The 17,655-nt window shown below is 62.2% G+C and carries 20 protein-coding genes; 7 read left to right on the top strand and 13 right to left on the bottom strand.

Annotated features, from left to right (window positions below; translation table 11 throughout):
- Window positions 1-102 precede the first annotated feature (102 nt).
- Entirely contained in the window at window positions 103-1,026 is a 924-nt protein-coding gene (locus tag NKJ04_RS07065; protein ID WP_352440007.1) for a LysR substrate-binding domain-containing protein, read from the top strand.
- Between the two features lie 28 nt (window positions 1,027-1,054).
- Here the strand turns inward: NKJ04_RS07065 and der are convergent, their stop codons facing one another.
- Together der and NKJ04_RS07055 are read right to left on the bottom strand one after the other, a co-directional pair.
- The gene (der, locus tag NKJ04_RS07060; RefSeq protein ID WP_352609401.1) at window positions 1,055-2,491 is read right to left on the bottom strand and encodes a ribosome biogenesis GTPase Der; all 1,437 of its coding nucleotides are present in this window, start codon (window positions 2,489-2,491) and stop codon (window positions 1,055-1,057) included.
- Entirely contained in the window at window positions 2,488-3,153 is a 666-nt protein-coding gene (locus NKJ04_RS07055) for a tetratricopeptide repeat protein (protein ID WP_023808683.1), read from the bottom strand. The genes der and NKJ04_RS07055 overlap by 4 nt, the downstream gene beginning before the upstream one ends.
- Before the next feature lie 214 nt (window positions 3,154-3,367).
- Here NKJ04_RS07055 and NKJ04_RS07050 point away from each other — a divergent pair, with 214 nt between their 5' ends.
- Window positions 3,368-4,366 carry a polysaccharide deacetylase family protein gene (locus NKJ04_RS07050; protein ID WP_352674118.1) on the top strand — a complete coding sequence of 333 codons (999 nt, stop codon included), beginning with the start codon at window positions 3,368-3,370 and terminating at the stop codon, window positions 4,364-4,366.
- A 33-nt stretch (window positions 4,367-4,399) separates the two neighbouring features.
- On the opposite strand, the gene sbmA is transcribed toward NKJ04_RS07050, so the two are convergent.
- The 3 genes from sbmA to NKJ04_RS07035 form a co-directional block, all read right to left on the bottom strand.
- The gene (gene sbmA / locus NKJ04_RS07045; protein WP_023808685.1) at window positions 4,400-5,659 is read right to left on the bottom strand and encodes a peptide antibiotic transporter SbmA; all 1,260 of its coding nucleotides are present in this window, start codon (window positions 5,657-5,659) and stop codon (window positions 4,400-4,402) included.
- Window positions 5,660-5,772: 113 nt separating this feature from the next.
- Complete coding sequence (locus NKJ04_RS07040) at window positions 5,773-6,933, bottom strand: YbfB/YjiJ family MFS transporter (RefSeq protein WP_023808686.1); 1,161 nt, start codon at window positions 6,931-6,933, stop codon at window positions 5,773-5,775.
- Between the two features lie 113 nt (window positions 6,934-7,046).
- A complete protein-coding gene (locus tag NKJ04_RS07035) occupies window positions 7,047-7,268 on the bottom strand; it encodes a hypothetical protein (RefSeq protein WP_352674085.1) in 222 nt (73 codons plus the stop codon).
- A 94-nt stretch (window positions 7,269-7,362) separates the two neighbouring features.
- Between NKJ04_RS07035 and NKJ04_RS07030 the strand changes: the two genes are divergently transcribed.
- From NKJ04_RS07030 to NKJ04_RS07020, 3 genes are read left to right on the top strand one after another with little or no spacing between them, the layout of a single operon-like run.
- Complete coding sequence (locus NKJ04_RS07030) at window positions 7,363-8,355, top strand: LysR substrate-binding domain-containing protein (RefSeq protein WP_023808688.1); 993 nt, start codon at window positions 7,363-7,365, stop codon at window positions 8,353-8,355.
- Window positions 8,352-9,608, top strand: coding sequence for an aminopeptidase (locus NKJ04_RS07025; protein ID WP_023808689.1), 1,257 nt, complete (start codon window positions 8,352-8,354; stop codon window positions 9,606-9,608). Before NKJ04_RS07030 ends, NKJ04_RS07025 begins: the two co-directional genes overlap by 4 nt.
- A 19-nt stretch (window positions 9,609-9,627) precedes the next feature.
- Window positions 9,628-9,984: a DUF488 domain-containing protein gene (locus NKJ04_RS07020; RefSeq protein WP_128302461.1), complete on the top strand. Its 357-nt coding sequence runs from the start codon at window positions 9,628-9,630 to the stop codon at window positions 9,982-9,984.
- A gap of 222 nt (window positions 9,985-10,206) precedes the next feature.
- Here the strand turns inward: NKJ04_RS07020 and NKJ04_RS07015 are convergent, their stop codons facing one another.
- Complete coding sequence (locus tag NKJ04_RS07015; protein WP_023808691.1) at window positions 10,207-10,554, bottom strand: ArsC family reductase; 348 nt, start codon at window positions 10,552-10,554, stop codon at window positions 10,207-10,209.
- Between the two features lie 147 nt (window positions 10,555-10,701).
- Here NKJ04_RS07015 and NKJ04_RS07010 point away from each other — a divergent pair, with 147 nt between their 5' ends.
- Window positions 10,702-11,058: an ArsR/SmtB family transcription factor gene (locus NKJ04_RS07010; RefSeq protein WP_023808692.1), complete on the top strand. Its 357-nt coding sequence runs from the start codon at window positions 10,702-10,704 to the stop codon at window positions 11,056-11,058.
- Window positions 11,055-11,534 carry an SRPBCC family protein gene (locus NKJ04_RS07005; protein ID WP_352550902.1) on the top strand — a complete coding sequence of 160 codons (480 nt, stop codon included), beginning with the start codon at window positions 11,055-11,057 and terminating at the stop codon, window positions 11,532-11,534. The genes NKJ04_RS07010 and NKJ04_RS07005 overlap by 4 nt, the downstream gene beginning before the upstream one ends.
- A 102-nt stretch (window positions 11,535-11,636) precedes the next feature.
- On the opposite strand, the gene NKJ04_RS07000 is transcribed toward NKJ04_RS07005, so the two are convergent.
- The 7 genes from NKJ04_RS07000 to NKJ04_RS06970 form a co-directional block, all read right to left on the bottom strand.
- On the bottom strand, window positions 11,637-11,990 hold the full coding sequence (locus NKJ04_RS07000) for a nuclear transport factor 2 family protein (RefSeq protein ID WP_127270215.1): 354 nt from the start codon (window positions 11,988-11,990) through the stop codon (window positions 11,637-11,639).
- A 132-nt stretch (window positions 11,991-12,122) separates the two neighbouring features.
- Window positions 12,123-12,752 carry a 2'-5' RNA ligase family protein gene (locus NKJ04_RS06995; protein WP_352674083.1) on the bottom strand — a complete coding sequence of 210 codons (630 nt, stop codon included), beginning with the start codon at window positions 12,750-12,752 and terminating at the stop codon, window positions 12,123-12,125.
- Window positions 12,753-13,028: 276 nt separating this feature from the next.
- Entirely contained in the window at window positions 13,029-14,114 is a 1,086-nt protein-coding gene (locus NKJ04_RS06990) for an ABC transporter ATP-binding protein (protein WP_352674082.1), read from the bottom strand.
- Window positions 14,104-14,712, bottom strand: coding sequence for a cupin domain-containing protein (locus NKJ04_RS06985; protein WP_352674081.1), 609 nt, complete (start codon window positions 14,710-14,712; stop codon window positions 14,104-14,106). Before NKJ04_RS06985 ends, NKJ04_RS06990 begins: the two co-directional genes overlap by 11 nt.
- 69 nt (window positions 14,713-14,781) lie before the next feature.
- Window positions 14,782-15,852 (bottom strand): ABC transporter substrate-binding protein, encoded by a 1,071-nt coding sequence (locus tag NKJ04_RS06980; RefSeq protein ID WP_023808698.1) that lies wholly within the window; start codon window positions 15,850-15,852, stop codon window positions 14,782-14,784.
- Window positions 15,837-16,706: an ABC transporter permease gene (locus NKJ04_RS06975; protein ID WP_352674079.1), complete on the bottom strand. Its 870-nt coding sequence runs from the start codon at window positions 16,704-16,706 to the stop codon at window positions 15,837-15,839. Before NKJ04_RS06975 ends, NKJ04_RS06980 begins: the two co-directional genes overlap by 16 nt.
- Entirely contained in the window at window positions 16,703-17,587 is an 885-nt protein-coding gene (locus NKJ04_RS06970; protein ID WP_352674078.1) for an ABC transporter permease, read from the bottom strand. The genes NKJ04_RS06975 and NKJ04_RS06970 overlap by 4 nt, the downstream gene beginning before the upstream one ends.
- Window positions 17,588-17,655 lie beyond the last annotated feature (68 nt).

The following is a 17,655-nucleotide window of genomic DNA, read 5'->3' as shown; positions in this document are numbered from 1 at the left end:
TGGCCAGTGGTCCCGCCTTGACGATCTGTCCCTACCGCCATAATTTCATCCTGAAAATCAGGAAGTTTTTGACATACAATCCTGAAAATCGGGACTTCACACATGCGACGCGTAACTTTCGACCTCGACGTCCTGCGCAGTTTCGTCACCGGTATGGAACTGGGTAGCTTTGCCAAGGCCGCTGACCGGCTTGGCCGGTCGACGTCGGCGGTCAGCGCGCAATTGAAGAAACTGGAAGAACAGGCAGCGACGCCGATCTTCCGCAAATCAGGACGCGGCCTCGCTTTGACCGAGGCCGGCGAGACTATGCTCGGCTATGCGCGCCGGCTGATCGAATTGAATGACGAGGCGGCATCCGCCATCCATGATGTCGAGTTGGAAGGCTGGGTACGGCTCGGCTTGCAGGAAGATTTCGGCGAGGCGGTGCTGCCGGACGTGCTCGGCCGATTTGCCCGGGCGCACCCCAAGGTCAAGATCGAAGCCAGGATCGCACGCAGCCACGACCTTGCCGAAAGGGTCATGTCAGGCAGTCTCGACATCGCGCTCGCCTGGCACTGCGGCGAAACGCTGCCCTACAGCCAGCATGTCGCCGATGTGCCGATGCGTTGGATCGGGCCGGCAAAGCGCATCGAGACCAGCCTGCGCCACGGTGAGCCACTGCCGCTGGTGGCGCTCGAGGCGCCATGCCTTTTGCGTACGGTTGCAACTGAAACGCTCGACCGTGCCGGCCTGTCGTGGCGGATGGCCTTTTCCAGCCCAAGCCTTGGCGGCATCTGGGCCGCGGTTGCTGCGGGGCTGGGGCTGACGATCCGCACCGACATCGGCCTGCCGGCCAGCGTCAGCGCAATGACGCCGGAGATCGCCGGATTGCCCGCCCTGCCCAAGATGGCGTTGTTCCTGCATCGCAAGGACGCCGAGGCGGAGCCGGTGGCGGCCCGCCTCGGCGATATCCTGCTGGACGCCGCACGGCAAGCGCTGCCCGAAAATGCGCGGGTCAGCGACAACGGCCTGCGCAACGTGGCGTGATCATGAAGCGCCAGGTGGGCGCCGACGATCAGTTGCGTTTCTTGTTTGACCTGCCGGCGAACGGGTTGTCCGACGTGCGCAGCGCAATGCGGATCGGCACGCCGGGCATGTCGAAGGCTTCGCGCAGGCTGTTGGAGAGGTAGCGGACATAGGATTGCGGCATCGCGTCGGGCCGCGAGCACTGGACGACGAAGCCCGGCGGACGGGTCTTGGCCTGGGTGACGTACTTGACCTTCAGCCGGCGCCCGGCAACAGCAGGCGGCGGATGATGCGCCAGGATGCCCTCCAGCCAGCGGTTGAGCTTGCCGGTCGAGACGCGGCTGTTCCACACCTTGTGGGTCTTGATGACGGCATCCATCAGCTTGTCGAGGCCGCGCCCGGTCTCGGCCGAGACGGGTACGGCCTGCATGCCGCGCGCCTGGGGAAGAAGCCGTTCCGTCTTCTCGCGCAGTTCGGCCAGAAGCTCCTGGGGATGGTCGATCAGATCCCATTTGTTGAAGGCGATCACCGGCGCCCGGCCTTCCCTGATGATCAGGTCGGCGATCTGCAGATCCTGCTTCTCGAAGGGGATGGTGGCGTCGAGGACGATGATGACGATCTCGGCAAACCGGATGGCGCGCAGACCGTCCTGCACCGACATCACTTCCAGCTTTTCGTGGATCCTGGCCTTGCGGCGCATGCCGGCCGTGTCGAACAGTTTCAGGCGGCGGCCATGCCAATCCCAATCGACCGAGATCGAATCACGGGTGATGCCGGCTTCCGGTCCGGTGAGCAGCCGCTCTTCACCGATCAGCGCGTTGATCAGCGTCGACTTGCCGGCATTGGGGCGGCCGACGACGGCAATGCGCATCGGTTTGGTGTCGTCATAGGCGTGCTCGGCATCCGGATCGGCGATATCCTCGCCGATCAGCACCTCGCCGGCAGCGACGTCTTCGTCTTCGCCATCTTCTTCTTCGCCGAAGGCGCGCGCTTCGCCGAGCGCGCCGATCACGGCGTCGCGCAAATCGGGCATACCCTGGCCATGCTCGGCCGAAACCGGGATCGGCTCGCCAAGGCCGAGCTCCCAGGCTTCCAGCATGCCGCCCTGGGCGCCCTTCGCCTCGGCCTTGTTGGCGACCAGCACGACCGGCTTGCCGGACTTGCGCACGATCTCGGCGAAGGTCCTGTCGTCAGGCAACAGGCCGGACTTGGCGTCGATGGTGAAGAAGATCAGGTCGGCTTCGCGGATGGCGATCTCGGTCTGCGCACGCATGCGGCCGGGCAAGGTCGAGGCGCCAGCGTCCTCGAAGCCGGCGGTGTCGATGACATCGAAATGCAGGTCGTAGAGCTTGGCGGCATGGACGCGACGGTCGCGGGTGACGCCCGGCGTGTCGTCGACGAGCGCCAGCTTCCTTCCCACCAGCCGATTGAAAAGAGTCGATTTGCCGACGTTAGGTCTGCCGATGATGGCGACTTTGAAGGTCACGACGCACTGCCCGACCCGCGGATCAGCTCGGACATCAATGTTGCGCGCTCGCGGGTGTTGCGCGGGGCGCCGTCATCGGCGGCGATCTGGTCGAACAGTTTCAGCGCATCCTGCGTCTTGCCTTCCTTCCAGGCGGAAAGGCCGAGTGCCTCGCGCGCCGTGTGGCGCAGCGTGTTGGTGTCGGATGTGAGCGCTTCGACACGGCTGGAGACGTCGGCAAAGGAGCCGTGGTCGACAAGCAGCAGTGCTGCCCGCAGGCGCGCCATGTCGCGAATGCCCTGGGGAATGGCCGTATCGGCGGCGACTTCGTCGAAATCCTTGACGGCGGCGGGGACGTCACCCTTGTTCGCCTTGACGGTCGCGCCGCGCATGCGGGCGAGCAATGGATAAGCGCCGTAGCCATCCTTCTCCAACTGATCGAGCGCGGTCAGCGCCTCATCGTTCTTGCCGTCATTGGCGAGCTTCAGCGCCTGCGAGAACGCATCGCCCGAGCGGTTGGCGCGCGTCTCGTCCCAATAGCGGTAGCCGACGAAGGCGGCGGTGCCGAGCACCACGAGGATCGCAACGACAATCAGAGCGGGGCCAAAACGGTCCCACAGCGCCTGCGCCTGTTCGCGACGGATCTCGTCGTTGACTTCACGGATGAAACTGTCGTCGGACATCAAATCAAACCATTCCTGCCCCGTCGGGCCTTTGTCAGCCCGCGTTTTAGCGAAATTTTGCCGGCATGGAAGGGGTTCAACCGGAAAATCGCCTATTGTCCGGGGCAAACGGATGTTTGCCCCGGACAAGCAGCCGAAAAGGCTCATCGCACCCACGCCACATTTAGGCGATAGCCGGCTTGCAGACGTTCCCCGAGTGAAGATCAGATTGCCTATGCTTCGTCCGTTCCGCGTTGTTGCGTTTTCGCTTGCCGCGCTCACCACTGGTGGCGGGGCTTTGGCCGATCCGCCGGTGCCGGCAAAGCCGAAACAGGTCGTCATCATCTCATTCGACAGCGCCCGCGATATTTCGCAATGGAAACGCAGCCGGGCATTGGCTGAGCGCACCGGCGCGCATTTCACCTATTTTCTGTCCTGCGTCTTCCTGCTGTCGACGGAGACGCGCAAGGAGTACACCGCACCCGGCAAAAGCGCCGGCAAATCCAACATCGGCTTTGCCGCCTCCAAGCAGGAAGTCACCGAGCGGCTCGAACAGATCGGCCTTGCCGCGCATGAAGGCCACGACATCGCCAACCATGGCTGCGGCCATTTCGACGGCAAGGACTGGAGCAAGGCGGACTGGCTGAAAGAGTTCAGTTCGTTCGAGCACATTCTCGAAAACGCCTATGCGATCAACGGCATTGCACCCGAACCACAGGGCTGGCGCGATTTCGCGCGGCATGCGGTGGTCGGCTTTCGCGCGCCGTACCTGTCGACCAGCAAGGCGCTTTACGAAGCGCTGCCGGCGGCCGGATATCAATTCGATGCCAGCGGCGTCTCGCAAGGCCCTGCCCGACCGACGGCCAGCAACGGCATCATGCACTTTTCCCTGCCTCAGATTCCCGAAGGACCGAAGTCGCGGCCGGTGATTGCCATGGACTACAATCTCTATGTCAGGCATTCCGGCGGCTTCGAGCGGCCAAGCCAAGCGGGCGAGTTCGCCAACCGGACCTATGCTGCCTTCCGCGCCGCCTTCGACAGGCAGTATGCGGGAAAACGCATTCCGCTGGAACTCGGCTTCCACTTCGCGCTGATGAATGACGGCGCCTACTGGAACGCGCTGGAGCGCTTTGCCGGCGACGTCTGCGTCAAGGCGGATGTCGAATGCATCAGTTTTCGCGACTATGTTTCGCGCCAGGATGCTGGCCAAAGGCAGGTCTCGGTCGGCGGCTGAGCCGCCAACCCGGTTCGATTTCCAACTCGGTCTTTAGGCTGGGTCCTCGGCGCCCTGCCTTGCCAGATAGCGCTGGTCGATTTCAGGCAGCGGCTCGCCTTGGAGCGTCGCCTCGAAGGCGCGCAGGCGCTTGTGGACCGATTGCAACTCGACGATGGTCGACCAGGAGGTGAGCAGAAATTGCAGCGAACCGGTCACCTTGCCGAACGCGTTCGAAATCTGATTCAGCGCGCCGAACGTTATCTTGTGCGCCACCAGCGAGGGACCGAGGATCAGCAGCGAGAAAATGTTGTCGGCCTGCAGGTAGGTGTAACGGACGACGTTGAAATAGATGTAGTGAAAATAGAGCCTGAAATAATTGTGACGAACATTCTCGAACAGCTCGGCGGTGGTGGCCGGCTGGGCCCGGTCCGCATGATCCTCGCCGTAGACGAGTTCCTTGCGGTAGGCGGCTTCGACACGCTGGTTGCGGAACTGCAGCCCTGGAAGCTTCAGACCGGCAACCATGACCGAGATCGTCCCGAACAGACACCAGGCAAGGGCCGCGACAACCAATGGCTGCGGGATCGCGCCGATAATCGGCAACTCGGTGATATGGGCCTGCAACTGGATCATGACCGGCAGGAATGCGATCAACGTCATGATCGACTGGACGAAGCTGGAGCCGAGATCTTCCATGATCTGCGAGAACCGCATCGTGTCTTCCTGGATACGCTGCGAGGCACCCTCGATATGGCGCAGCCTGCCCCAGTTCTCGACGAAGTAGTTGTTCATCGCCGTGCGCCAACGGAAGATCCAGTGACTGACGATGAAGGCATTGACCACCTGCACATTCATGCCGACCAGCGCCAGCCACGAAAAATCGGCCAATCCGATATAAAATTCGCTGTTGGTAGACTTTCCAGTCCCCGACATCAGGCCCTGCACATAGTCGAAGAAAGGCCCATACCAGGCGTTGACGGCGACACTGACCTGCACATTGAAATAGATGAAGAACAGAATGACCGCGGTCATCAGGATCGACCAGCGCTGCCATGGATGCGGCGAATACCAACTCCAGAATGCATAGAAGACGAGCACGCAGAACGCGAAATAGAGATAGAACCAGAGGAACGGCTTCGATACGAGGATGGCGATGCCGATGAGGGGCGGCGCGCCGGCCGCGGCGGGCGGCAATCCGAAAACCGCACCCAATTGTTCACCACCGAAGAACCAGAACAGGATCGCCGCAAGGCTCCAGACGGCGGCCGAAGTGAAAAAGAGCTTCGGCTGCGGGAAAAAGGATACGAACACTGTGGCGAATTCCTCGATCTAGGCGCAAATCAGCTGACGACAGCGGGCATAAAGTCACACATTAGTGGGAAAGAAAATGCCCGTGCCCGATGCCCGGCACAGCAAGCCCACAATCATGGCGATTTTGGCGCAGCCGACCATGTGATGGCGCCGGAGACGACCAGCATGGTTGCGGCGGTGATCGAGGCGAGGAAGAAATCGCCGGACATTTGCGCCAGAAATCCGGCTGCGACCGGACCGATGATCTGGCCAAGGCCGAACGCAGCCGTCATCAGGGCAAAGATCCGCCGCGGCGCCTCTGGCGCCTGCTGCCGGGCGGCTTGCAGGCCAAATGCGGTGATGGCAATGAAGGTGCCGCCGAGCAGCACGCCGGCAAGCAGCGGCCCGGTGGCTCCGCCGATGGCGACGCTGGCGGTGACGCCGGCAACTTCGATGAAGCACGCCAGCGCATAGGCGGCATAGAGGCCGGTCCGGGCCGCGATCTTCTGCCAGAGCCAGACGGAGGGAAAGCCCGCAAGACCGGCGACCATCCACACCATGGCCTCGAAGATGCGGCTGCCGCCGCCTTGCCGAACGATGGCGACCAGGAATGTCGCCGTCACCACATAGCCAAAGCCGAACAGGCCGTAGGCGATGATGACCTTGACCAACGACCGGTCCATCCGCAGTGCCGGCTCGCGGGTGACTTCGCCGTTGCCGAGCGGACCCTCATTGACCAACAGAGTGACGAGGACGAAACCACAGGCCGAAATCGTCGCCGACCACAGCCAGCCTGCCGCCCAGCCCGAATGCTCGGCGACCAGCACCGCCATCATCGCCGCCGATGCCGCTATGCCGAGCCCGACGCCGCCGAAATGCCAGGCCTGCAGGTCGTTGCGGCCGGCAGCCGCGATATGGCTGAACACGATGCTGGCCATGAACACCATGACGAAGGCGCTGGCCAGACCGGCCAGAAAGCGGATGGCGAGAAAGGCCGCCATCGCTTCGGTCAGCCCCATCAGCGCGGCAAGGACCGCACTGGCGCCAAGCCCCGCCAGCATCAGCAGGCGCTCGCGCCCATGCGCCCAGCCGCCCGCCGCTGCCAACGCGCCGACGAGGTAGCCGAGATAATTGGCCGACGCGATCCAGCCGGCATCGGCAGGCGACAGATGCAGTTCCTGCATCATCCCGGGCAGGATCGGCGTGTAGACGAAACGGCCGATGCCCATGGCAATCGCCATGGCAATCATGCCGGCGAGAGCGAAACGCAGCGCTGTCGAGGTGGCTGATGTCATTGCACTGCACAATAAGTGCAGGGATCGCTGAAACAATCGCCATCTGTTGGGCCAGTGCGTACGCGGGACGTGCTCGCCTCGACTTTCCTCGAGCCGGAACGCTTGGCACCTGCTCAGCAGCGACCGCCGCCGCATAGTGGAACCGTCTCGTGCACTGTCCGCCGTGCCGTCAGCCTGAACGGCACATCGCCCAGTTCGCGCTCCGACATGGTGTTCAGCACCGGATGCGAAAGCGGATCGATCAGCCATCTCTGCGTTTCGCTGTCCTGGCGCGGCTCATGCGAAGTAGTCGCAGCGAAAAAGACCTTTAGCGATGACGACAATATCCTCAGCATTTCCGGCTCCACAGATCTGTCTCTCCCGAGAAAATCTGCCGTTTCGACATGCCTTTCAATTGAGATTTCAGCCGGATCAGTTTAGAAAAACTCAATGGCCATGCTCAACCGCGTCCATCTCAACGGCCTCCGCGCCGTCGAAACCGTTGCCCGTCTCGGATCGCTGGCGGCGGCGGCCGGTGAGCTCAACGTTTCCGTCAGCGCCGTCAGCCAACAGATCAGCCGTACCGAAAAACAGCTCGGCCAGGCGCTGTTCGAGCGAACGGCGAGCGGTCTGGTGCTGACCGAATTCGGCGCCGTCTTCGCGGCCCGCCTTGGTGCTGGATTTCGTGAGCTTTCACAGGCCGTGGCGCTGGCCGACGAGGCGACGCAATGCACATTGGTGGTTTCGGTGGCGCCGGCCTTTGCCTCGAAGTGGCTGTTGCCCAGGCTATCTCGCCACTTCGACCGGCATCCCAACGTGCTGCTGCGCATCGACGCTTCGGTGCGGCTGGCCAATCTCGATCACTCGGACATCGACATCGCCATCCGGCTTGGCGACGGCAAATGGCCTGGCGGGCGGGCGGAACTGCTCTTGGCGCAGGAAGTCTTCCCGGTCTGCGCGCCGGCGATCGCCCAAAAACTGAAGTCGATCGAGGACCTTGCCCAGACCTGCGCGATCACCGACGAGCGAGCGATGATCAACTGGGAAAGCTGGTTCGAGACAGCCGGCGTTCCACCCGTCACCTTCCTGAAGGGCGCGCGTTTCACAGACCCGATGCTGTGCCTGGAATCGGCAATCGCCGGCCACGGCGTGATGCTGGGCTGGCAATTGCTCGCCGCCGATGCGCTGGCCGATGGGCGGCTGGTGGCGCCGTTCGGAATCCGCGCCCAGAGCGGGCTCGGCTATTGGCTGGTGACCTCGTCCGTCAAGGCGGAAAGCCGCAAGGTCCGGGATTTCAAGCTCTGGATCAGGGAAGAGATCGAGGCAACCATGGCGCGGTTCGGGTCCGCAAACCCAGCACCCGCCGGCGCGATCGCGGTGGAAAGCACCGCGCCGCCGCTCTATGGTAGGTCGGACATCAAACTACGACAGGCAGGATCATGACCACACATTCGCGCGGCGTTTCCGCATCGATCGACCCGGTGAAGCTCGACAGGCTGGCGGAAGTCGCCATCAAGGTCGGGCTGCAATTGCAGCCAGGACAGGATCTGGTGCTGACCTCATCGATCGCGGCACTGCCGTTGACCAGGCGGATCGTCGAGCATGCCTACAAGGCCGGCGCCGGGCTGGTGACGCCGATCTTCAACGATGACGAGATGACGCTGGCCCGCTACCGTTTCGGCGCCGACGCGAGCTTCGACCGCGCCGCCGGCTGGCTTTATGAGGGCATGGCGAAAGCCTTTGCCAACAATGCGGCGCGGCTTGCCGTGCGCGGCGAGGATCCGTCGCTGTTGTCGGCACAGGACCCGGCGAAAGTGGCGCGCGCCAACAAGGCGAATTCGATGGCCTACCAGCCGGCGCTGGAAAAGATCACCGGCTTCGACATCAACTGGAACATCGTCGCCTATCCGGACCTCGCCTGGGCCAGGCAGGTCTTCCCCGGCGATGCCGACGATGTTGCGGTCGTGAAGCTCGCCGATGCCATCTTCGCCGCGTCGCGGGTCGATGTTGAGGACCCGATCGGCAACTGGAAAGCGCACAACGCAGCCCTTCGCAGCCGCACCGAATGGCTCAACGGCCATAATTTCCATGCGCTGCACTTTACCGGACCCGGCACCGACCTGACGGTTGGACTGGCAGACGGCCATGAATGGATGGGCGGCGCCTCGACCGCCAAGAACGGCATCACCTGCAACCCCAACATCCCGACCGAGGAGGTCTTCACCACGCCGCACGCAAGGCGGGTCGAGGGTCATGTTTCCTCGACCAAGCCGCTGTCCTACCAGGGCACGCTGATCGACGACATCTCGGTGCGTTTCGAAGAAGGCAGGATCGTCGAGGCCAAGGCCTCGAAGGGCGAGGACGTGCTGAAGAAGGTACTCGACACAGACGAGGGCGCGCGCCGCCTCGGCGAGGTGGCGCTGGTGCCGCATTCCTCGCCGATCTCGGCGAGCGGGCTGTTGTTCTTCAACACGCTGTTCGATGAGAACGCCGCCTGCCACATCGCGCTCGGCCAGTGCTATTCGAAGTGCTTCGTCGACGGCGCCTCGCTCAGCCAGGACGAGATCGCGGCGCGCGGCGGCAACAAGAGTTTAATCCACATCGACTGGATGATCGGCTCGGACAAGATCGACATCGATGGCGTTCACAAGGACGGCGCCCGCGTGCCCGTCATGCGCAAGGGCGAGTGGGCCTGACCCGCTTACGGAGGGTCCGATGGCCTTCGACCTAGCGGTCAAGCGTATCTACGAGCCACCCGCGCCCGATGACGGGCAACGGGTTCTGGTCGACCGAATCTGGCCACGCGGCGTCAGCAAGGAGGACGCCGCGCTGGCGCTGTGGCTGAAGGACATCGCGCCGAGCGACGATCTGCGCAAATGGTTCGGCCATGAGGCGGCGCGCTGGGCTGAGTTTCAGAAGCAGTACCGAGTTGAGTTGGACGGGAATGAAGATGCGGTGGGTGAATTGCGCGGCCTGCTTCGCCACGGCAAGGTGACACTGCTCTACGGCGCGCATGATGAGAAGCACAACAATGCGGTGGCGCTGGCGGCATTTCTCAGAAAGACGGATTGAAGGGCGCCCACAATCTGTAAGGTCGGCGATTGGCCAATCTCCCCCCTTGCGGGGGAGATGCCCGGCAGGGCAGAGGGGGGTGCTGTCCCGCCGACCTGTCAGCCAATCACCGGCCAAATTCTGAGACGAACAGTCAAAGGGTGGCGATCCTTCACACCCCCCTCTGGCCTGCCGGCCATCCCCCGCAAGGGGGGAGATTGGCAGCGTCGCCTTCTCGCTACGCTACTTCACCGCCGCCTGATAAACATCAGCCTTGAACCCCACCAGAATCCGATCACCGACCTCCAGCACCGGCCGCTTGATCACGGTCGGCTTGGCCAGCATCAACGCCTTGGCCTTCTTTTCATCCAGGCCCTGCTTGTCCTTTTCCGCCAGTTCGCGAAACGTCGTACTCGCCTTGTTGAGCAGCTTTTCCCAGCCGACCTTGCCAACCCAGCCGTCAAGACGCTTGGCGTCCAGCCCCTCTGCCCTGAAATCGTGAAAACGGTAGGAAACATCATGGCCCTCCAGCCAGACGCGCGCCTTCTTGACGGTGTCGCAGGTGGTGATGCCGTAGATGATGATCGTCAAAACAGCGGCCCTTCCGATTTCGAATCTGACCGCAGATTAAGGACGCTCTGCGCGCTTTGCCAGCGCTCCCCGGCATGCCTTCGGTTTTGCTCTTGCTAACGCTAAGGAATTTTCCTAAGTGTTTTGACAGCGCCTCAGGACCAACCAATGACAAGCCTTCAGACCACAACTCCGAGCCGTCCACCGATCGACGGCATCTTTCGCGCACTGTCCGATCCGACGCGGCGACGCGTGGTGGAGCGGCTGAACCGCAGCCCTGCCTCGGTCAGCGAGCTTGCCCAACCGTTCGACATGGCCCTGCCCTCCTTCATCGAACATCTCAAAATCCTCGAAGGTTGCGGGCTGGTGCGCTCGCAAAAGACCGGCCGGGTCAGGACCTATCAACTGGCACCCGAGCCGCTGAAGCTTGCCGAAAACTGGCTGGCCGAACAGCGCACGCTGTGGGAGCGCCGCCTCGACCAGTTCGACGCCTATGTGATGACCCTCCAGGAGACAGAAAAATGATCTATCCCCTCAAGCCGGATCCCAGGCTGGACCTCGTGCTGGAGCGCGTCATCGATGCGCCGCGCGAATTGCTGTGGCGCGCCTTGACGACGCCTGAGCATGTCAAGCAATGGTTCACGCCTAGGCCTTGGATGATCACCGACTGCGAGATCGACCTCAGGCCGGGCGGTCTGTTCCGGACGCGCATGCAGTCGCCCGACGGCAATGAGGTCAACGACCGCCATTGCTGCTATCTCGAAATTGTGCCGAACGAGCGACTGGTGTGGACGGATGCATTGTTGCCGGGTTACCGGCCGTCAGGGGAACCCTTCATCACCGCTGTCATTTCCTTGCAGCCGGACGGCAAGGGCACGCGCTACACCGCCACCGCCATCCATCGCGACGAGGCGACCCGCAACAACCATGAAGAGATGGGTTTCTTCGATGGCTGGGGCACGGTGGCCGATCAGCTTGCGCAGTACGTGAAGACCATTTGAGCCTCTCACATGGCGGCCTGGGACATCGTCCCGGCCGCCATGCTTATTTTCAACCTTCAGCGACGAGACCGAGCTCCCGCAAGCCGATGGTATTTCACGGCCTCAATAATAGAAGCGCTCTTCGGTGATCTTGCCGTTTTTGACCGTGTAGAGGCCAACTTCATCCATGGTGACACGCTCGCCGGTAGCCTTGGGCGTTATGTCGAACTTGAAGCGCACCGCGAACTGGTCTCCGTTGACGTAGGGGCCCTCGACCGAGCCGCCATGCACTTCATTGTTCTCCTGCCACCATTGGCCCTTCTGCTTGAGAGCCTCCTTGCCATGGGAGATGGCCATCGGCCCCGCCATGGCTTCGAGACTGACGATGTCATCGGCGTTGTACTTCTCGGCAGCAGCTTCGTTATCGCCCTGCTTGAGCAGTTCGGTGAAATCCTTGGCAATTTCCGCGATAGTCAATTGTGTTCCTCCTGTTCAGACGCACTGCAAGTAGGGAACAGCTTGCTGCCCTGCCATCGTCGGGCCACGTCGTAGCTGACAAGCCATGTCAGCATGATGGTCCCGCGGACATATGACGATGATTTGGGGCGTCTACATCGCGGGCCGGGCATCGTCCTGGCCCGTCAATTGCCAACGGTAAGGCACCTCGTACCGACCTTCCTGGATGAAGCTCTGGACGAGCGCAAAATCCCGCACTGTCCAACTGATGCGGTCAATCGCCCTTTCGCGAATTTTGGGCACTCCCACTTTGTCACGAAGCAGCGTGACATGCGGTTCAATGGATTTTGTGAGAAAGAGCTTTAACGGGCTATCCGAAATCACCGCTGTGAGGTTTCGCCAGAATTCTTGCAGCGAAGGATTGCCGTCGCTGTTGCGTAAAACAAGCGCGCCACCGCCAAAAGCGCACAAACGATCAAAAGAAACGTCGAATGGTTTTGCGACAATCATCGAGCCTATGTGGTGAGCGAGTTCTACCAACCCCTCCGGCAATCCGTCATGGTCGCCGAGTCCAACAAGCGAGATGTGATTGGCAACTATTTTCCCTTTCAGCCCGAGTTCCTGCCGCCAAGTGGTTGCTTGTAAAGCGATAGGGTCGGCGATGGCGCCTTCCATCAGGTGACAGAAGAACAACCGATCAGTGCGACGACGCCTGCTCCGCTCATGCCAATTGAAAGATGTTTGACCGTTTTCGGCTGTGTTGAATGTGGGCAGTTCGTTCATGTCCTTCCTCTTTTTGCGCCACCCATCTCCGCCAAGTCGGAGACTTTAGAACAAAAAGGGAACATAGCAAGCGAAATGAAGCGAGCGTTGGGGCTTTCCGGATCCGCGCCCGCGAGTTCAACGGTCGAAGAAGCCCCTGCTGAGTTGGACTGGAAGCCTACGCCCTCGACCTCGAGGAAATCGTGGATAGCCCAATCGGCATATTCGCGATCATCGCCCGACTGCTTGTAGCCGCCGAACGTGCGACGTGTGCTCCGTTTTTAGATACCAATGAAACTAACCTGGTAGCACCGGGCAGTTGGCACCACGGCGCAGGCTGATATGCGCCACGTCGCCGGCGCTGAATTGAAAACCTTCGCCCTGGCGCGGTGCATCGATGACAACAGGTGCGCCCTGCCCGAGTTCGGCATGCAGGCGCAGCGTGCGGCCGTGAAAGACGATGCTGTTGACGCGCGCCGGTGCAGTGCCAGGCGCCGCCTCGGTCATCGCCAGCAAATCCTCCGGGCGCACGCCAATCGTCCGCACCTCACCTTCGCTGGGTGACTGGCCGGTTTCACAAATAGCCTCCAGCGGCAGGGTGCCGGCGGCGAAACGCAAGCGATCGCCATCGCGGCCGATAAACCGTGATTGCAGGAGATTCATGGTGCCGATGAAGCTTGCCACAAACTTCGTGGCGGGCCGATCGTAGAGGGTGGCCGGCGGCGCGATCTGCTCGATGCGGCCCTTGTTCATGACGACGATGCGGTCGGAGATCGACAAGGCTTCGGTCTGGTCGTGGGTAACCATGACGAAGGTGGTGCCGAGCCGCGACTGCAGCCGCTTCAGTTCGACCTGCATCTGCTCGCGCAGATGCGCATCGAGCGCCGACAGCGGCTCGTCGAGCAGCAGCACGCGTGGCTCGCAGACGATGGCGCGGGCGAGTGCGACGCGCTGGCGCTGGCCGCCCGACAGTTCGGAGACGCGGGCGCGAAGCTTGTCCGCGAGGCCGACCATGTCGAGGGCTTCGCCGGTGCGCTTTGCCTGCTCGACTCCAGACAGTTTGCGCAGCGACAGGCCGAAGCCGACATTTTCGGCGACATTCATGTGCGGAAACAGCGCGTAATCCTGGAACACGGTGTTGACCGGTCGGTCGAAAGGCCGAAGGGCCGTGATATCGCGACCATCGAGCAACACCTTGCCGGTCGTCGGGCTTTCGAAGCCGGCGATGACGCGCAGGCTGGTGGTCTTGCCGCAACCCGACGGCCCGAGCAGCGTGATGAACTCGCCGCCGACAATGTCGAGATCGACGGCGTCGAGCCCGACGACGCCCCCAGGAAAAATCTTCGAAACCGCCTGCAGCCGCACAAGTAGATTAAGCGCCATCGCGAACCTCGGACGGCTTCGTGGTGTTGACCCAGAGGATCTGGCAGCGCTCGGCGCCCGGATTGCGGAAGGCATGCAAAAGCGTGCTCTTGAACGCAAAACTGTCGCCGGCCTTCAGCACGTAATTTGTCGAATCCACCACCAGTTCGACCTCGCCGGCCAGCACGAAGCCGAATTCATGACCGGCATGGGCATAGGCCTCGGCCGTGCCGCCGCTGGCTTCCACCGTCACCAGCATGCCGGTCAGCGTCGCGCCCGGCGGTGACAGCAGCGCCTTGGCAATGCCTTCCGATTTGACCGGGATTTGCCGCCGCTTGTCGGCACGCACGCAATAGAGATCGTTGACGGCATCGTTGCCGTCGGCGATCAGCGCCGACGGCTCGATGTCGAGGGCGGCGGCGAGCGGCCAGATCACCTTGACGCGCAGCGAGGACATGCCGCGCTCGATCTGGCTCAATGCACCGATCGACACGCCGGCTTTTGCCGCAAGATCGGCCAGCGACAGGTTGCGCTCCAGCCGCAGCGCCCGCACGCGCCGGCCGACCCGCACATCGGCATCGTCCTTCGGCTTCTCAGCAGCTTCGTCCAGTATGTCCATCAATTCCCGACCTCGTTTGCAGTGTCTCGGGTGACACCGCGTGGCTGACGCCGCGCGGTGCTCTAGGGTTCAGCCGCCTGCCTTGACCTTTTCGAACATCTTGGCGAGGTCGTCATTCTGTTTCATCGGTCCGGTGAAGATGGTGGTCTTCAGCATCACTTCCGGGTCGGATGGCAGCTGCAATTTCTCCAGTTCCTCCTTCGGCACGGTGGCAAAAGCGGAGCTCAGCGAACTGCCATAGCCATAGGCCTCGATCAGGTATTTGCCGGAGTCGGCTTCCAGCCGGCTGTTGATGAAGTCATAGGCGAGGTCGACATTCTTGGCGTCCTTGAGCATGACGAAGCCGCAGGCCCAGGTCAGCATGCCCTCCTTCGGCTTCATGAACTCGACCGGCACGCCCTGCTTCTTCAGCGAGGTGGCCGACGCGTTCCAGGTCATGGCGGCGACCAATTGGCCGCTGGCCAGCGCCTGTTCGACGGAGGTCATGTCGGTGGTGTAATTGGAGAGCAGCGGGCGCTGCTCGCGCAGCTTCTCGGCCACCTTATCCATTTGCTCCGGCGTCATGTCGAACGGATTAACGCCGGCCAGCAGTGCGGCAACGACCGGCGTGTCGTGCACCGCGTCGATCGTCGCCATGCGACCGGCATACTGCTTGTCCCACAAAAGGTTCCAGCTCGCTTCCGGGTTCTTCACCAGGTCGGTGCGGTAGAGGATCGAGGTGTTGCCCCAGTCCCATGGCACCATCCAGACCTTGCCGTCGCCGGCCTGCAGGTCGGGCAGGTTCTTGAACACCGGGAAGATCGAGTCCCAGTTCTTGATCCGCTTGGTGTCGATCGGCTGCAGCAGGCCTTCCTTGTTCCAGCGCGCCACCTTGTCATAACAGGGATGCGCGATGTCGGGGCGGAAGCCGGCCTTGACCTTGGTGAAGGCGTCATCGTCGTCACCGAAGATCGAGGCCTCGACGCCGTCGGGGTGCGCGGCGAGGAAGCTCTTGTTGAAGTCGGGCAGTTCATAGCCCGACCAGGTGAAATATTGCAGCTTGTCGCCGGCGAAAGCGACGGTCGACGACAGCGCCAGCGCGAACGCCGTCAATCCAGCGCAAACAGTCTTTGCAGAGATCGATTTCAGGTCGAATGCCATTGCAGTTCTCCTCTCTTGGTTTGTTTTGGTTGTGACGGATCCGCGGGCTTTGGCGCCGTGGCGGACAAGCCGCGATGGCGCAGGATTTCAGCCGCTGCAGCGATGATGAAGGACACAGCCAGGATCGACGTGCCCAGCGCCATCACCGTCGGCAGCGACTTTGGAAAACGCAGCTGGCTCCAGATGTAGAGCGGCAGCGTCGGCTCGGTGCCGGCCAGGAAGAAGACGACAATGAATTCGTCGAAGGAGATCAGGAAGGCCAGCATGAAGGCCGAAACGATGGCCGGCAGGCTGAGCGGCAGCATGATCCGCCGGAACGTCGTCCAGTCGGAGGCGCCGAGATCGAGCGCCGCCTCGCGAATGGTTTTCGGGATGGCGGCGAAGCGGCTGCGCATGATCACCACGGTCGTCGGCAGCGCCACCAATATGTGACCGAGAACGATGGCGATGCGCGATGGCCCCAGACCAATGAGATTGATGAGGATCAGCAGCGATATGCCGACGATGACGCCGGGGATCAGGATTGGCAGCCGGGCGATGGCGCTGATGGTGGCGGCCAGCGGCGAGCGGCCGTAGAGGTCCATGTAGGATACGGTGATGCCGCACAGCGTCGCACCCGTGGCGGCAATGGCGCCGATGACGAGGCTGTTCAGGAGTGCACCGGTCAGCGCCGAATTGCCGAACAAAGTCGCGTACCATTGCAAGGTGAAGCCTTGCAGCGGAAACGCTGCCTGGATCGAGTTGTTGAAGGAAAACAGCGGGATCAGCAGCACCGGCAGATAGAGAAAGACCAGATAGGCGACGACGTAGACGCCGAGCCAGCGGCCGCCTCCCTGCGTGCGTGCAGCGCTCATGTGCGGCTGCCAAATCTGCGGTCGGCGAAACGCGCGACCAGCACCACGCACAGGATGACCAGCATGACGGCGACGGAGAGTGCGGCGCCAAACGGCCAATCGTTGGCCTTGCCGAATTGCGCCTGGATCAGCGTGCCGATCATGGTGCTGGCCGGGCCGCCGACGAGCGCCGGCGTGACATAGTCACCGACCGTCGGCACGAAGACGACAAGGGCTGCCGCCAGCACGCCCGGCATCGAATTGGGCAGCACGACACGGCGGAAAGAGGTGAAGGGCCGCGCGCCGAGATCGGAAGCGGCCTCGATCAGCGATTTCGGGATGGTGTCCAGCGCCACGTAGATCGGCAGGATGGCGAAAGGCGCGTAGGCGTGCGCCAGCGTGACGACGACGGCGGCCGGCGTGTTGAGAAAGGCCAATGTCGGCTCGGACCAGATTCCGCTTTCGATCAGCGCCGAGTTCAAAACGCCATTGTAGGCGAGCACGATCTTCCAGGCGAAGACGCGCAGGAGATAGCTGGTCCAGAATGGCAGCGTCACCAGAAACAGCAGCAGGCCGCGCCGCCGGCCGGCGTGGAAGGCAAGATAGTAGGCGACGGGATAGGCAGTGACGACGGTCGCCAGCGTGACCAGAGCGGCAATGATCAGCGAACGCAGCGTCACCGTCCAGTACAGCGGATCGGACACCACGGTTGCGAAGTTCGCCAAGCTGAAACCGGCACCGAGCAGCGAACCGTCATTGTTGCGGAAGGCGAGGAAAAGCACGAGGCCGAGGGCAAACAGGATCAGCAGGAAAGTGACCAGAGCGCCCGGCAACAGCATGGCGACCCGGAAGCCCTCAGAAGACCGGGCCTCTGGCGCTGATGTTGCAACTAGGGTCGACATCGACCTGCCTATCGGAATTTGAAATTGGCTTAGAGTTTTTCATATCCATGAAACTGTCAAGCGGAATC

It is taken from the genome of Mesorhizobium sp. M0618, from assembly GCF_040320765.1.
Classification (GTDB): domain Bacteria; phylum Pseudomonadota; class Alphaproteobacteria; order Rhizobiales; family Rhizobiaceae; genus Mesorhizobium.
Note: the sequence above shows the minus strand (reverse complement) of the source record. Positions and strands in the feature narration are given on the sequence as shown.